This is a genomic window from Terrisporobacter mayombei (assembly GCF_020748465.1).
Taxonomy (GTDB): domain Bacteria; phylum Bacillota; class Clostridia; order Peptostreptococcales; family Peptostreptococcaceae; genus Terrisporobacter; species Terrisporobacter mayombei.
Genome location: NZ_JAHZMP010000004.1, coordinates 143,187 through 159,319, shown reverse-complemented (window position 1 = coordinate 159,319; position 16,133 = coordinate 143,187). Strand labels below are relative to the sequence as shown.

Here is a 16,133-nt window from a genome sequence, read left to right as displayed (position 1 = left end):
GGGGGGAAATATATGATTAAATGTTATCTTGAAGATAAAACCTTATTAGTAGAAATTTTGTCTGCTGAACTTGATCACCATGTAGCTAGAGATGTTCGAGAAGAAGTAGATTCAATTTTAATGAAGAAACAAATTGATTATATAATATTTGATTTTCAATATGTAAACTTTATGGATTCTTCTGGAATAGGAGTAATAATTGGAAGATATAAAAAAATAGTCAACCATGGTGGTAAAGTATCTGTTATAAATATGAATTCTAGAGTGAGAAAATTATTTAACTTATCTGGAATGAGCAAAATTATTAATATTTACGATACCTTTGAAGATGCAATAAATTCTTAATTAAAAGGGGGAACTTTTAGGATGAGTAATATTTTGGAGGTTAAGTTTTCTGCAAAATCAGAAAATGAAAGTTTATCTAGGGTAATTGTTGCATCTTTTGCAGCAAAATTAGATCCAACAATAGAAGAACTGTCAGATATCAAAACTGCTGTATCAGAAGCAGTAACAAACGCCATTATACATGGATATGATGAAGATGATTCAAAATTTGTTTACCTAAGATGTGAAATCGAAGATAGAGCAATAAAAGTAGTTGTAGAAGATAGAGGAAATGGTATAGAAGATGTAGATGAAGCAATGCAACCTATGTACACATCTAAACCTGAGCTTGAAAGATCAGGCATGGGATTTTCATTTATGGAAAGTTTTATGGATAGCTTAGATGTGGTTTCTATAAAGGGAGAAGGAACTAAGGTAGTAATGACTAAAACTATAGAATTACCTAAATAAAGTCAAAAAAGGATAGAGGTTTGAATATGAGTGTAGTTGCTAAAAAAGAAGAAAAAAGACACTTGCTTAGTCATGAAGAAACCTTAGAATTACTAGAAAAAGCTCAAAATGGTGACGAAGAAGCTAAGGAAGTGCTCATATCAAACAACTTGGGATTAGTCAGAAGCGTTGTATCTAAATTTTCTAATATAGGATATGAGAGAGATGACTTATATCAATTAGGCTCAATAGGACTAATAAAAGCTATATATAAGTTTGATCCAACATTTAATGTTAAGTTTTCTACATATGCTGTACCTATGATTCTTGGAGAGATAAAGAGATACTTGAGAGATGATGGAATGGTGAAGGTATCTAGATCACTTAAACAATTAGCAATAAAAGCAAAAGCACAGGGAGAAGCTTTAACAAAAAAATTTGGCAGAGAACCAACAGTTGAAGAAATTGCAAAAGAACTAGAAGTAGAAAAAGAAGATTTAGTAATGGCAATGGAGGCAAATTTCTCTGTAGAATATTTACATGGAGTAATACATGAAGAAGAAGGTTCTCCAATTTGTTTAATAGATAAAATTAGTTTAAAAGAAGAAAATAACGAAGAGAAAGTAGTAGATAATATATTGTTAAAAGAAGTATTAGGAAAACTAGAAAAAAGAGAAAGACAGATAATTATGCTTAGATATTTTGAAGATAAAACCCAAAGTGAAATTGGAGAAATCTTAAAAATATCTCAAGTTCAGGTTTCAAGAATAGAGAAAAGAGTATTATTAAAATTAAAATCTTATATAAGTTAATTTAAATACAATAAAGTTTCTTTGAAAAATCAAAGGGACTTTTTTGATTACAAAAATATTTAGTTTATTTTTCAATTTTCTTCAAATAATAAATATATATTGTATTTAATTCTTTATAAAAATTGGAGGGAAAAATATATGCCTGATATGCAACCAGATAAAAATGAATATAAACAATATGTAGAAAAAATGAGCCCTAAGCCAACTTATTTAAAAAACTGTATAATGGCTTTTTTAGTAGGTGGACTAATTTGTTGTATAGGACAGGGTATTAATGATATTTATATGAAAATCATTAATTTAGATGAACTAGCAGCAGCTTCTGCCACATCAATGTCATTAATCTTTTTAGGAGCATTTCTTACAGGTTTAGGAGTTTATGACCTTATAGGTAAAAGAGCAGGAGCAGGGTCAATTATTCCTATAACAGGTTTTGCAAATTCAATTGTGTCTCCAGCTATGGAGTTCAAAAAAGAAGGATATGTAACAGGAGTAGGAGCAAATTTATTTAAAATAGCAGGCCCGGTTTTAGTTTATGGTATTTCATCATCCATAATATGCGGGCTACTATATTACTTCATTAAATTAATTTTTTAATAAATTAGAAATTAATATTTAAGGATGTGAAATTATGAATAAAAAAAGAATTGGAAAAAGAACTATAGAATTAAATAATATGCCTACGATTATTGCAGCATCATCAATAGTAGGCCCTAAAGAAGGACAAGGACCTTTAAAAGATAAATTTGATTTGATTTTATCGGATGATTTATATGGTGAGAAAACTTGGGAATTAGCAGAAAGCAAAATGGTGCAAACTGTAATGAAAATGAGTGTGGAAAAAGCAAATAAGACTATGGAAGATGTGGACTTTCTATTCGGAGGAGATTTAATAAATCAATTGTTTCCAGCATCTTTTGCAGCTAGAGAATTAGGTGTACCTTTCTTTGGTATATATGGTGCTTGTTCTACCATGTCAGAAGGGCTGTGTTTAGGTTCTATGGCCATAGACGGAGAATATGCTAAATATGTACTATGTGGGACTTCTAGCCACTATTGTACAGCAGAGAGACAATTTAGATTCCCTCTAGAATTAGGTAATCAAAAACCAATGACAGCTCAGTGGACAGTTACAGGTGCTGGCAGTGTTTTACTTACCAAAGATGGTAAAGGACCTAAAGTAAAATATATTATACCAGGTAAGGTTATAGATAAAGGAATTGATGATGGAAATAATATGGGTGCAGCAATGGCTCCAGCAGCAATAGACACCATATATTCGTATTTTCAAGATACAAAAGATGATCCTAATAGTTTCGATATTATTGCTACTGGAGATTTAGGCAAACTTGGAAAAGAAATAGTGATAGATTTATTAAAACAAATGAAGTTAGATATATCAAAAGTATACACAGACTGTGGCATAGAAATTTTTAATTTAGAAGAACAAGATGTGCACTGTGGTGGAAGTGGATGTGGATGTTCAGCCTCAGTATTTTGTTCATATATATACGATAAATTACTTAAAAAAGAATTTAATAAAGTTATGCTTGTATCAACAGGCGCTTTATTATCTCCAACAAGTACACTTCAAAAGCAGACTATACCATCAGTAGCTCATGGTGTAGTAATTGTAAATGAATAGGAGGCAAAGCTTATGTTACTAGATTATATAAAAGTATTTATAGTTGGTGGCCTAATATGCGTAATAGCTCAAATAATGATGGATTATTTTAAGATGCAGACACCTTATGTAATGGTTACTTATGTAAGCTTAGGAGCTATCTTAACATTCTTAGGAGTATATGAACCAATAGTTGATTTTGGTGGTTCAGGTGCAACAGTACCTATAATAGGATTTGGATATTCATTGGCAAAAGGAGTTATGAAGGGAATGGAGACAGATGGATTCTTAGGAATATTTACAGGAGGAATAACTGCTACAGCTGGAGGTGTGGCTGCTGCAATATTCTTTGGTTATATAATATCTGTAATTTTTAATCCAAAGACAAAACCATGATAAAAAAAACTTCCTTAATTATTAAGGAAGTTTTTTTATTTATTAATTGACTTTGTCAGTATTTTCTGTGGTATTATCTACAGGCTTATCTACAGGCTTATCTCCTGAATTATCTTCATTGCCTCCACCATTATTGTTACCACCATTATCGTTACCACCATTATTACCGCCTGTATCTTCAGGAGGTGTTGGTTCTACTGGTTTTTCTGTATTACCATCATCTGGAGGATTATCACCAGCACCAGCATCAGTATTTGGCTTTTCTTCAGCAGGTTGTTTTTCTTGAACTGGAGGTGCTTGAGTACTTGCACGTTGAGGAGATGTTCCTTCAAGAAATGCAGCATTTACACCATAAGATGAAGTTCCGCCATCTACTGGATTTATTTTAGCAAAATAAACGCCTTCAGGTTTAGTAAAACTTTCTACAGGTGTTAAGTTTTTGTGTATAGGGGTCATAACACTTGACCAAAGAGAAGCTGCTGAAGAACTTGTTCCAACAACACTTTGTCTTGCTTTCCCTGTTCCTGCATCGTCACCTATATATGTTGCTCCAACATAGTATGGAGTATAACCAACAAACCATGCATCTAAAGCATCATTAGTAGTACCTGTCTTACCTGCAACAGCCATATTATCTATAGCTGCATTTTTACCAGTTCCTTCTTTAACAACAGCTTGAAGCATATCAGTTACAACAAAAGCAACATCTTCACTAACAGCTCTATTTTCTTGTGGGTTAGATTTAGCTATTAAATTACCATCATAAGTTTGAATAGTAGTGAATACTGTAGGTTCTATATAATTACCACCATTAGCTAGTGTACCATAAGCAGCAGCCATCTCTAGTGGAGATATACCATAAGACATACCACCTAATACTAAAGAAGGAAATTGTCTATCTGTATCCTTATCAGTTTTGCTATCCTTTACAGTAGTTATACCAAAGTTTTTAAGGTAGTCTATCATTACATCAATAGATTCGTCATATGAGTTACCTAATGTTTCACCTACTTTTACAGCAACAGTATTTGATGACCAGGCTAAAGCCTTACGTGCACTCATTATACCAGATCCAGCAGTAGTAGTTTTTGGATTCCATTTTTGATTCTTTTCAAATTCATATCCGCCTCTAGCATCACTAAATGCTCTAGACTGTGTAGTCTTTTTAGTGTCTATAGCAGGAGTATAAACTGATAAAGGTTTTATAGTTGATCCAGGCTGTTCTGGATTAGTAGCTCTGTTTAAAGTTCTTTTACCTTTAACATATCTACCACCGATTAAGGACTTAATTTGACCTGTTCTATAGTCTAATATAACCATGGCTGATTGAGGCTGAACAACCCCGTCAGCACCTTTTCTAGTTTCAGGGAAATTACTTTTATTATCATATTGTGTTTCTAGGTTTTTTTGCATACCAGCATCTATAGTAGTAGAAATTCTAAGTCCACCATTATAGTACATATTTTGTGCTTCTTCTTTTGTATATCCTTGATTCATTAAAGCTTCTACTACTTCAGAATAAACATAATCTTCAACAGAAGAAACAACAGTTTCTTTAGCTTTTGGTAGTTTTATTTCAATTGGAGTAGCAGCCTCTTTGTCATATTGTTCTTGTGTAATATACCCTAATCTTAGCATTTTTGATAAAATAGCTTTTTGCTTTTCTTTAGCAGCCTCTCTAGGTACGGCTTTTCTAACAACAATAGTTTTATTTATCAATTGAGTATATGTTTCGTAGTCGATTAGTTGCCAAGAGTATATTTTTTGTATCATTTGTAACTCTACTTCAGATGGCTCATCCCAAGTATCCTCTGTTGTATTAGTGTAGAATAATAATTTGTTTTCTACATCTTCTTTAGTTTCAGATCCATCTAACTTTTCTTTTATATATGGTGAATACTTACTTGGATTATTAGTAGAGGCCATTAATAAAGCAGCTTGACCTGGAGTTAGATCCTTTGCAGATATACTGAAGTAACCTTGAGCTGCAGCTTCAGCACCATATAAACCATTACCAGCATAAAAATTATTTAAATAAGCAAGTAATATATCTTCTTTAGACATTGTCTTACTCATTTCAAAAGCATAGTAAATATCTTTTATCTTACGAGTAACACTTCGTTCTTGAGATGTAATTAACATCTTTGAAACCTGCATTGGTATTGTTGAACCACCTTGCTTATTACCCATAAGAGTGTTTACTACAGAACGTGCTAAACCTTTCATGTCTACACCATTATGCTCGTAAAAACGCTCATCCTCTGCGGAAATTAAAGCATGTTGTAAATCCTTATCTATATCTTTTATATTATCTACAGGTTCCTTCTTGTTAGAAGTTTGTGCTTTTGCTAGTAAATGACCATCAGCATATAAAATTTCTGTTGTTTGGAATGTTTTTTTATCTACGTAAGCTTTATTAATAGTGTCTGTATTTCTAAGTGAAGCAAACACAATACCAGATACTGCTGCCACACCTACTACTAAAAGTACTAGAAATACTAGAGCAACTGTCTTAACACCTTTAAATCTTCCAGAGCTCTTTTTCCTAGAAACTTTTCTTTTACTACTAGAGCTACTGGACTTGCCTGATTTACTCGAGGCTTGAGATGTATTTCTTTTATCTGAAGAGCTTACTTTTCTTCTCTTGATCTTATTTTTATCATCGCGATTATCTCTTCCCATAAGATTAACCTCCTTATATTAATGAATAATTATAACATATTTAAGGATTTTTACAAAATCTCCTTTATGCTGATTTCAGTTTAAGTAAAAGATACAATATAATTATACATTTATAATATACAAATAATAAAGTAAAATTATTAATTTTATACAATAATTAATAAAAACATTTGATTTTAAGTATAACATTAAATTATGTTAATATTTGTATTTTAATAATTTAATTAAAAAATATTTATTTATATTTTAGTTCATATTGTTAGTATTAACTATTTTTTAGAGATTTAAAAAGATATAAAAAAAAATTTTAAAAAAGAACTGCTTTTAAGCAGTTCTTTTAATGAGATTCTTCTAACATCCATTTAATATAAACACCATATCCTATAGTAGGATTGTTTTCTAAAGCATGTGATACAGCACCAACTATTTTATTACCCTGTACTATTGGAGTCCCACTCATTCCTTGTACAATACCACCAGTTTCTTTTAAGAGTTGAGGATCAGTAATTCTAATTTTAATTCCTTTTGAATCAGGCTTTCTCTGTTTTTCAATATTAATTATTTCAATATTGTATTTCTTACAAATATTATTTTTATTTTGTAAAATAATTTGAGCTTTTCCTAACTTAACTTCATCTACTTCTGCAACTTTATATTTTTTATAGTTAGATAAATCAACATTGTTAACTGAGCCTTTAATACCAAAGGTAGTGTTGTCTTCAAATTCACCAATTACATTGTCTTTTACAGCATTTATACAACCAACATTACCTTTATAAGATTTTTTAATATTTAAATTATTGGTGCAAGAAATACACCCTTTTTTTATAGGAATTTTTTTAGTAGTTCCAATGTTAATAGAATGAGCTACAGCACCAAATTCCTTTGTATCAGGATTAATATAAGTTAAAGTAGCAAAACCTGATATTAAGTTATTAAAATTAATTTTTTCTAAGGCATTTTTATCACATTTTAAGCAAAAAACTGAATTTTCTCTTCTTATTAAAACTGATATATCGTCAGTTTTATTTAAGGAAGAAATAACATAATTAAAATCTTCGTAAGAATCAATATCATTATCTTCAACTTTCAAAATAGAATCACCTATTTTTAAAGGACAACCATTAATTTCATTTCTGACAATGATATTTTTTAATTGAGCATCAATTTGCAATATATTTCCCATTGGTATTAAGTATTCGCAATCGCTTTTTTCTAAGGATTGTGAATAAATAAAATTATTTGAGAAAAAATATAGAAAAACATAAAAAAATATTAAAACTAAACCATTAATTTTATTTTTTATCTTTTTTAAAGCAACTTCATCTTTTAAATTTTTATTTAAAATATAAAACACCTTCTTTCTGTCATGTGTTCATGTTGGTGCTTTAATATTATGTTGCGCAGTATAAAAGTTTTAATCCTTGGAAATGAGTTTCAAGAAGGGCGAAGATTTCATAAAAAAACAAAGGATAATTTAAAATGGCTAAATTTAAAGGACCAAAAAATAAAAGAAATAAAAACATGTAATTTATTGTAAAATATGTTTTTATTTCTTTTTTTTGATATTTTTTTTATTTTCATTGCCTTTACTCTGTGACGAAGTTACTGCAACATCAGCAACAGGAGGAACAAAGATTGGATTATTAGTATTGCTATTACAATTGTTTACACTTTGTATTAAAGCTAATTCATCAGATAAAACAGCAAAAAAGGTAGATAATATTCCTAAATCTGTTGAAGATAATTCTTCTCCCAAAGCAATGGCAAGAGTTGAAGCTAGGACAATGTAATCTACAGAGCTAAAACAACAAAGTTTAGAATCTTTAGTTTGACCGCTATTAGATTTATTACTTGAATTACTATTGGAAGAGTTTTTGTCATTATTGTTTGAGTTACTAGTATTTTCTTTTTTGTAGCTACTTCTTTTTTTAGATTTCTTTTTTTTATTTGACTTACCCTTAGATTCACTCATTTATTTAATCCCTAAATAGAGATTTATAATCACCTCCAATCTAGGTATATAAATATATATGTTAAAAATACAAAATAAAAAACTATGAATATAAATAAGCCGATGGAAAGTGGAAATAATAACTTATATTAAATATTATAGAAAAAGAAAGGAAGGCTTATGAAAGTTTATAAAGTATCTCTTATTGTTATAATGGTTTTAGGAATAATTTTTATAGGAAAGTCAGATCCCATGAAAAACTTATATAAAAATAGTGCATCTATAATTACAGGATTAAAAATAGATGATAAAAACAAAGACTCAACTAAAAATGAAGGTGCAAAGAAAAAAGAGAAAGTTGAAAAATATTTAATTTGTATAGATCCAGGTCACCAAGCTAAGGGTGATTGGAAAAGTGAACCTGTAGGTCCAGGCTCACCATACCAAAAAGCTAGAGTTTCTTCTGGTACGGTTGGGATAAGTACAAAAAAACCAGAATATATTTTGAATTTAGAAGCATCTGAAGTTTTAAAACATATATTAATAAGTAAAGGTTTTGACGTTATTATGACTAGGGAAAGTCACAATGTAAATATAAGTAATCTAGAGAGAGCTACATTTGCTAATGATCATAATGCAAATATGGTGATTAGAATCCACGCTGATGGTTCTGACGATACATCAATAACAGGTGCATCTATTTTAATTCCATCACAAAAAGGTAAATATACATCATCAATCTTTGAAGCTAGCTACGAATGCGCTAATTTAATAAAAAATAAAATGGACGATGGAGGATTCAAAGTTAATGGAATCTTTGAAAGAGATGACTTAACAGGCTTCAATTGGTCTAAGGTGCCAGTAGTATTAGTAGAGATGGGATTTATGAGTAATTATAATGAAGATGAAATGATGTCTAATAAAGAATATCAAAGAAAAATGATGCAAAGTATTGCTGACGGAGTAGAAGAGTATTTTCAGACTAATTAAAGTGGTGATATAAATGAAAAATCGTTTAGAAAAGGCTTATGGTAGATTAATATCTCAAACTTTTAGGGTAGTGAATCCTATTAAAAAGAAAATAATAAACACAAACTGCGAAGTACATTTATTTATTCAAAAAAGCGCTTTAGATGTAATAAGAGATGAAGGATATGAGAAGCAGTTCCAATTTTATAATAATTTTGAGTCATATATAAATAAAGGGTTAATATGGGCTGATCAAGATTTTAAGTCATATTTTCATTTTTATAATCCAGAAGACAAAAGAGGAATGTATGGGCATACTACAAATGCAATGACACTAGCAAATACTTATTACAAAAATGCATTACATTTTATCAATGAAGATGATTATGTAAATGGAATGGCTTATTTTGGAGCTATGTGTCATGTAATTCAAGATGTAACCATACCTCAACATGCTAAAAGAAAACTACTAGATAGCCATAAACAATTTGAGACTTATGTGAAATCAAATTATAAAAAGGTAAAACGCTTTAAAACTAAGGAAGGTCCTTTAGTTTATAATAGTGTAAGCGACTATATAGAGTCTAATTCTAGAAGTGCTTTGAACTTTGATTATATGTACAAAAATGTACATGAAGATAAAACAAAGTTTTATCTAGTAGCTTTTAATGCACTAAATCTTGCTCAAAGAAGTACAGCTGGATGTATGCTAATGTTTTATGACGATTTAGATATGATTAGAAAAAAAGAAAGAGTAAATAAATATAACTAATAAATAAAAAGAGTTAACTTAAAAAATTAAGGTGACTCTTTTTATTTGTATAAACATATTGTACTTATTGAAAAAGGTAAAAATAATAAATATACATTTTTATTAAAATGAAATATAATAGTATAGATATTATAGACAAAAAATTTATGAAGAGGTGTGAAAATGCTTGTAGTAGAAAATGTCAGTCATGGATTCGGGGCTAGAGTTATACTAGAAAATGTATCTTTTAGACTTAAAAAAGGTGAACATATAGCACTTGTTGGTGCAAATGGAGAAGGTAAATCTAGTTTTTTAAATATAATAACAAAAAAACTTATGCCAGATGCAGGAAATATAAAATGGTCTTCAAGAGCAACTGTTGGTTATTTAGATCAACATTCAGTTCTTGAAAAAGGAAATACAATAAAGGACATACTTAGAGGTGCCTTTAAGCACATGTTTGAATTAGAGCAAGAAATGCTTGCTATGTACGACAAAATGGGTGAAGCAAGTGACGAGGAGATGACTAAACTTCTTGAGGAAACTGCTGAAATACAAACAATATTAGAAAATAGTGGATTCTATACAATAGATGCAAAAATCCAAGAAGTAGCTAACGGATTAGGTCTTGGAGAAGTGGGATTAGATAGAGATGTTGATGATTTAAGTGGAGGACAAAGAACAAAAGTACTTTTAACTAAATTACTTTTAGAAAGCCCAACAATACTTATACTTGATGAGCCGACTAACCATTTAGATGAGGAACATATAGTATGGCTTACTAGATATTTACAAGATTACGAAAACAGCTTTATCTTAGTATCACATGATGTTCCATTTATAAATGATACTTGTAATGTAATTTATCATATAGAAAATGGTGAACTTACTAGATACAAAGGTAATTACGATGAGTTTGTAAGACTTAATGAAATTAAGAAAAAACAAGAAGAGAGCGCTTACGAAAGACAAGTTGAAGAAAGAAGAAAGCTTGAAGATTTCGTGCAAAGAAATAAAGCAAGAGTTGCTACACGTGGTATGGCTAACTCAAGACAAAAAGTTCTAGATAAAATGGAGGTTTTAGAAAGACCAAAAGAGAAAATAAAACCAACGTTTAACTTTAGAAATGCTAGAGCAGCTTCTAGATTTATATTCCAAACAGATAACTTAGTATTAGGTTACAATGATCCTTTAACTAAACAATTAAACTTCCAATTAGAAAGAGGACAAAAAATAGCTCTTAAAGGAATGAATGGTATAGGTAAGTCTACATTACTAAGAACATTACTTGGAATGCAAAAAGCATTTGATGGTGCAGTACAATTGGGAGATTATTTAGAAGTAGGATACTTCGAGCAAGAGTCTTCAAAGGACAACTACAACACTGCCTTAGATGATGTATGGAATGAATATCCAGTATTAACAAACTATGAAGTAAGACAAGCATTAGCTAAATGTGGTCTTTCAAATGAGCACATAACTTCTCAAGTTAGAGTTCTTAGTGGGGGAGAAGCAGCTAAGGTTAGACTTTGTAAATTAATGCTTAAAGATATAAACTTTTTAGTACTTGACGAGCCTACTAACCATTTAGACGTGGAAGCTAAGGATGAGTTAAAGAAAGCTATAAAAGAGTTCAAAGGAACTGTTTTATTAGTTTGCCATGAGCCTGAATTCTACAGTGATATAGTAGATGATGTGTGGAACATAGAAGATTTCACTACTAAAATAGTATAATTTAATTTTTGATAAAATATAAAAAGGGAAAGTAGTAATTATATTTCAAGGGGAGTACAAATGAAAAGATTATTAAATATCTTAATTTCATTTTCATTGGCTATTTTTATAATTAGTGGTTCAGTCATAATAGGTTTAAAATGTAAAAGTTTATATTACTATGATGTAAAAAAATTAAACATAAGTGAAATGAGTGGATTCACTGAAGAAGAAATTAAGCAAAACTATGATTATTTAATTGACTATAATCTAAATAAGAATGTGGCAAAATTTCATTTGCCTACAATTAAATATTCTAAAGAAGGAAAAATTCATTTTGAAGAAGTAAGGAATATTTTTCAGGTAGTTAAAAAAGTATTTTATATAAGTGGACTAATTTCTGTTTTGGGCATTATTTTAAGTATTAAAAATAAAAATATAAAGTTTTTAAATACTGCATCTATAATGACCATATTGCTACCAATAATTACAGTAATTCCACTTATGATTAATTTTAATTATTTCTTTATAAAATTTCATGAGGCAGTATTTTCAAATGATTATTGGATATTTGATCCTAATATAGATCCAGTAATTAATATGTTGCCACAGGATGTGTTTTTCCATATAGGAATATTTATTTTAGCAATAATACTTATGATAAGTATTTTGCTACAAATGTCTTATAGAGTGTTGAATAAAAGATATAAATAATAAAAGATGATACCAACGGATTTAATTTAAAATCAGTCGGTATCATTTTTATTATGTAGATTATTAATCATATTTTTTAGTTATATTAATAATATCTTTAAATTTTCCAATAATATAATCATAGTTATCTCTTTTGTGAGGAAGACCACAGTTAGAGCAATCTTTAATACCACTATCAGTATACTTAAAATTGCCTCCGCATTTATCTTTTAAAGCATAAAGGGGACAATAACAAAATAGACAATTGAAATTGTCAGAGTCATTTGTTTTATGACAAGGAAAGTATTCACATTCTTTATGGCTAAAGAATTTATAATTTTCACTCATAAGATAAAACCTCCTATTATTAATAATTTAATTATACTAAATATTAACTTTAATGGTATAATTATAAAAAATTATTATTTATTTAATTACAAAAAATATAGCAAAGAAAATGATTTTAAACATATACATACATTAAGATAAAGAGGTGTAAAAATGGAAAAACAACAAGAAAGAGCTTTACTTATAGGGCTTAATATAACAACAAATGTGAAAAGAATAGATGACATAGATATAAATGAATCAATGGAAGAGTTAAAAGAATTAACTAAGGCTGCTGGAGCAGAAGTCGTTGGAAGCTTAATTCAAAATAGGCCATCTATTGATGCAGCGTACTATGTTGGAAAAGGTAAGGTAGAAGAACTTAGAGCATATTGTGAAGCTACTGGTGCTACTATGGTAATATTCAACGACGAGTTATCGGGAGCTCATATAAGAAACTTAGAGGAAGCTATAGGTAGAAAAGTTATAGATAGAACTACACTTATATTAGATATATTTGCTCAAAGAGCCCTAAGTAAAGAAGGGAAGCTACAAGTTGAACTTGCTCAGCTTAGATATAGAATGCCAAGACTTTATGGTATGGGTGGAGAAATGAGTAGAACTGGTGCAGGGATTGGAACAAGAGGACCAGGAGAACAAAAATTAGAAATAGACAAAAGGATTATATTAAATAAAATAGCAGATATAAGAAGAGAATTAAAAGAAGTATCAAAAAATAGAGAAACTCAAAGAGTTCAAAGAATGAAATCAAATATGCCAATAGTTGCATTAGTCGGATATACAAATGCAGGAAAATCAACTTTATTAAACGAATTAATAAAAACACACAAAGATTATGAAGAGGAAAAAGAAGTATTTGTAAAAAATATGCTATTTGCTACACTAGATGTAACTTTAAGAAAAGCAACTCTGCCTAATAAAAGAGACTTCTTAGTTGTAGATACAGTTGGATTTGTAAGCAAACTTCCACATGACTTAGTAAATGCTTTTAAAGCAACACTTGAAGAGGTTCAATATGCAGATTTAATACTTCATGTTATCGATGCAACTAATAGTAGTTATGAACTTCAAAAGCAAACAACAGAATCTGTTTTAAAAGATTTAGAAGTTGGCGAAAAGAAAACAATTATAGTATATAACAAAGTTGATAAGCTAGAACTTGATATTTATCCAAAAAATCAAAAAGATAAAGTATATATTTCTGCAAAAAAAGGAATAAATATGGATAAGTTATTAAAATTAATTGAAGAAGCCTTAATGAAAGATACTCATGAAGTAAGTCTTCTACTTCCTTATGAAAGAGGAGATATATTTAGCAAATTAAAAGACAAATATAATGTTAATGATTTTAATTATGAAGAAAATGGTATTTCTGTTGATGTAAATTTAGATGAAGAAGATTATAATATATATAAGGACTATATAAAATAATTTTGGGTAATAAAATGGATATAAATTGGAGTAATATAGACCAACTTGAAGATCACTTCATTACCTATCTTCTTTATAAGGAATCCAAAACAGTACCACAAATAAGTAAAATTAGAAACATACCTACAATGGAAGTAAAGGATCAACTAATTAAGGCAAAACTAGAGATAAAGTCAGTATCTAAGAATAAAATTGAAAGCTCTAAAGACATATTAGATAAGTATTTGGAGCTAGAGAAACCTGAGAGACTTGATTTTATTGACGAATTAGGGTTAGATGAAGACAGGATATTAAAGTTCAAAAGAGAGCTTTATAAAAGAATCAGGCTAGAAAAAAATGCTGAAGATCTAATAATTTTAATATGGACTACTGGGGAATTAAAAGAGGAAAAATATTTAGATTTATTGCACTCTCTAACAATGCATAGACATTCAGATGTTAGAAGAATTACATACTCAGCTATTAGAAAAATCCAGTCACCTAGAAGTAGATCATGCTTAGAAAAAGGATTATACGATTCTAATCCACAGACTAGACAGTATTGTGCAAAAGCTTTATCTGTAGTTGGCAACAATAATAGTTTGCAAATTTTAAGAAAACTATTATTAAAAAGTAATCACGAAAAAGAATATGTATTAAGAGCTTATGAAGAAGCAATTAAAGCTCTTGAGGAAGAAAGTTTTTAGCAGTATCAGCAACAGACAACTTAATAATTAATTGTTATCAGAGATTTATCTCCATAATTTAACAAAATGTAATGAAAAATAATTCAAAGGTTAATAGGAGGGGTTTTAAAATGATAGTAAGACGTTGTGCAGGTGGAGTTGTTTTTTACGCAAATAAAGTACTTTTATTAAAAAATGATAGACATGAATGGACATTGCCAAAAGGAAAAGTTATTGAAGGTCAATTGGCAGCAGATAGCGCTGTAAGTAGAGTAAAGAACGAGACAGGAGTAGAGGCTTGTCCATTAGTAGTAGCAGGAGATACTATGTATGAATTTTACTCAAGAAGTAGAAAACAACAAGTTTGTAATGCCATAGTTTGGTACGTAATGGAAGCTGAAAACCCAGAATACATAATAAGAGAAGATTTCTTAGATGGTGGTTTCTACAAAATAAAAGATGCCATGGATATGTTATCTCATAACAAAGAAAAAGCGTTAGTTGATGTTTCATATAAAAAATATAAAGAAGAGAAGAAAAGTAATACAGAAATTGCGAAGTAAAATATAATATAATTAAATAGAAAAATTCAAGAAAGGGTAAATCCCTTTCTTTTTTATAATACAGGAGGAATTGATGAGTAGCTATAAAACATTACATAAGTTTGGATCAGACCAGTATATAGTTGAAAAATCAACATTTATAGGATATGCAAAACCAATAAAGACAGAAGAAGAAGCTATAGAGTTTGTTAATGAAATAAAGAAAAAACATAAGGATGCCACTCATAATGTATGGGCTTATACTGTTGGGGAAAATATGAATATACAAAGATATAGTGATGACGGCGAACCTCAAGGTACAGCAGGTATTCCTACTTTAGAAGTAATAAAAAAGGAAGATCTAAGAGATGTGGTGGTGGTTGTAACAAGATATTTTGGTGGAATAAAATTAGGTGCAGGAGGATTAGTTCGTGCTTATACTAAAGGTGCAAAAATAGGTATAGAAGCAGGAATTGTAATTGAAAAAGTTAAATATACTGAAGTAAAGATTAAAATTGAGTACACGCAACTTGGTAAAATACAAAATGAAATAATGAATCTTGGTTTTACAGTTAAGGATACTATATACTCAGAAGATGTGGAAATAATAGTATACTCAAAAGTTGAAGATGTACAATCATTAAAGGAAAGAATGATTGATATAACAAGCGCAACAGCAGATGTAAGTTTAGGAGATGAAGACTATTTATCAGAAAAGGATGGTGAATTAATATTATAAATTAGTTTATAAAAAGTTAAGTAAACTAATTTAAAATGAA

At 29.4% G+C, this 16,133-nt stretch carries 18 protein-coding genes; 14 read left to right on the top strand and 4 right to left on the bottom strand.

Going from position 1 to position 16,133, the window contains the following annotated elements:
- The first annotated feature begins 12 nt into the window (after nt 1–12).
- The 6 genes from spoIIAA (at nt 13) to spoVAE (ending at nt 3,606) form a co-directional block, all read left to right on the top strand.
- Complete coding sequence (gene spoIIAA / locus K0039_RS14415; protein WP_228105772.1) at nt 13–345, top strand: anti-sigma F factor antagonist; 333 nt, start codon at nt 13–15, stop codon at nt 343–345.
- 21 nt (nt 346–366) lie between these two features.
- Nucleotides 367–795 (top strand): anti-sigma F factor, encoded by a 429-nt coding sequence (gene spoIIAB / locus K0039_RS14410; protein ID WP_228105771.1) that lies wholly within the window; start codon nt 367–369, stop codon nt 793–795.
- 26 nt (nt 796–821) lie between these two features.
- The gene (sigF, locus tag K0039_RS14405; protein WP_228105770.1) at nt 822–1,586 is read left to right on the top strand and encodes an RNA polymerase sporulation sigma factor SigF; all 765 of its coding nucleotides are present in this window, start codon (nt 822–824) and stop codon (nt 1,584–1,586) included.
- A gap of 138 nt (nt 1,587–1,724) precedes the next feature.
- Nucleotides 1,725–2,183 carry a stage V sporulation protein AC gene (gene spoVAC / locus K0039_RS14400; RefSeq protein ID WP_228105769.1) on the top strand — a complete coding sequence of 153 codons (459 nt, stop codon included), beginning with the start codon at nt 1,725–1,727 and terminating at the stop codon, nt 2,181–2,183.
- 34 nt (nt 2,184–2,217) lie between these two features.
- Nucleotides 2,218–3,231, top strand: coding sequence for a stage V sporulation protein AD (gene spoVAD / locus K0039_RS14395; protein WP_228105768.1), 1,014 nt, complete (start codon nt 2,218–2,220; stop codon nt 3,229–3,231).
- A gap of 12 nt (nt 3,232–3,243) precedes the next feature.
- Nucleotides 3,244–3,606 (top strand): stage V sporulation protein AE, encoded by a 363-nt coding sequence (spoVAE, locus tag K0039_RS14390; RefSeq protein WP_228105767.1) that lies wholly within the window; start codon nt 3,244–3,246, stop codon nt 3,604–3,606.
- A 42-nt stretch (nt 3,607–3,648) separates the two neighbouring features.
- Here spoVAE and K0039_RS14385 read toward each other — a convergent pair whose 3' ends face one another.
- From K0039_RS14385 to K0039_RS14375, 3 genes are all read right to left on the bottom strand, one after another.
- Nucleotides 3,649–6,288 (bottom strand): transglycosylase domain-containing protein, encoded by a 2,640-nt coding sequence (locus K0039_RS14385; protein WP_228105766.1) that lies wholly within the window; start codon nt 6,286–6,288, stop codon nt 3,649–3,651.
- Nucleotides 6,289–6,625: 337 nt separating this feature from the next.
- Nucleotides 6,626–7,474, bottom strand: coding sequence for a SpoIVB peptidase S55 domain-containing protein (locus K0039_RS14380; RefSeq protein WP_228105765.1), 849 nt, complete (start codon nt 7,472–7,474; stop codon nt 6,626–6,628).
- Nucleotides 7,475–7,837: 363 nt separating this feature from the next.
- Entirely contained in the window at nt 7,838–8,263 is a 426-nt protein-coding gene (locus K0039_RS14375) for a hypothetical protein (RefSeq protein WP_228105764.1), read from the bottom strand.
- Between the two features lie 159 nt (nt 8,264–8,422).
- Between K0039_RS14375 and K0039_RS14370 the strand changes: the two genes are divergently transcribed.
- The 4 genes from K0039_RS14370 (at nt 8,423) to K0039_RS14355 (ending at nt 12,389) form a co-directional block, all read left to right on the top strand.
- Complete coding sequence (locus K0039_RS14370; protein ID WP_228105763.1) at nt 8,423–9,232, top strand: N-acetylmuramoyl-L-alanine amidase family protein; 810 nt, start codon at nt 8,423–8,425, stop codon at nt 9,230–9,232.
- 13 nt (nt 9,233–9,245) lie between these two features.
- Nucleotides 9,246–9,983 (top strand): zinc dependent phospholipase C family protein, encoded by a 738-nt coding sequence (locus K0039_RS14365; RefSeq protein ID WP_228105762.1) that lies wholly within the window; start codon nt 9,246–9,248, stop codon nt 9,981–9,983.
- 156 nt (nt 9,984–10,139) lie between these two features.
- Complete coding sequence (locus K0039_RS14360; RefSeq protein ID WP_309164796.1) at nt 10,140–11,696, top strand: ABC-F family ATP-binding cassette domain-containing protein; 1,557 nt, start codon at nt 10,140–10,142, stop codon at nt 11,694–11,696.
- A gap of 60 nt (nt 11,697–11,756) precedes the next feature.
- Nucleotides 11,757–12,389 carry a TIGR01906 family membrane protein gene (locus K0039_RS14355; RefSeq protein ID WP_228105760.1) on the top strand — a complete coding sequence of 211 codons (633 nt, stop codon included), beginning with the start codon at nt 11,757–11,759 and terminating at the stop codon, nt 12,387–12,389.
- 63 nt (nt 12,390–12,452) lie between these two features.
- On the opposite strand, the gene K0039_RS14350 is transcribed toward K0039_RS14355, so the two are convergent.
- Nucleotides 12,453–12,716 (bottom strand): cysteine-rich small domain-containing protein, encoded by a 264-nt coding sequence (locus K0039_RS14350; protein ID WP_228105759.1) that lies wholly within the window; start codon nt 12,714–12,716, stop codon nt 12,453–12,455.
- Between the two features lie 153 nt (nt 12,717–12,869).
- Between K0039_RS14350 and hflX the strand changes: the two genes are divergently transcribed.
- The 4 genes from hflX (at nt 12,870) to K0039_RS14330 (ending at nt 16,093) form a co-directional block, all read left to right on the top strand.
- Nucleotides 12,870–14,147: a GTPase HflX gene (gene hflX, locus K0039_RS14345; protein WP_228105758.1), complete on the top strand. Its 1,278-nt coding sequence runs from the start codon at nt 12,870–12,872 to the stop codon at nt 14,145–14,147.
- A gap of 14 nt (nt 14,148–14,161) precedes the next feature.
- Nucleotides 14,162–14,833: a HEAT repeat domain-containing protein gene (locus tag K0039_RS14340; RefSeq protein WP_228105757.1), complete on the top strand. Its 672-nt coding sequence runs from the start codon at nt 14,162–14,164 to the stop codon at nt 14,831–14,833.
- Nucleotides 14,834–14,943: 110 nt separating this feature from the next.
- Nucleotides 14,944–15,375 (top strand): NUDIX domain-containing protein, encoded by a 432-nt coding sequence (locus K0039_RS14335; protein WP_228105756.1) that lies wholly within the window; start codon nt 14,944–14,946, stop codon nt 15,373–15,375.
- A gap of 73 nt (nt 15,376–15,448) precedes the next feature.
- Nucleotides 15,449–16,093, top strand: a complete 645-nt coding sequence (locus K0039_RS14330) for a YigZ family protein (RefSeq protein ID WP_228105755.1) — start codon at nt 15,449–15,451, stop codon at nt 16,091–16,093.
- Nucleotides 16,094–16,133: the final 40 nt, after the last annotated feature.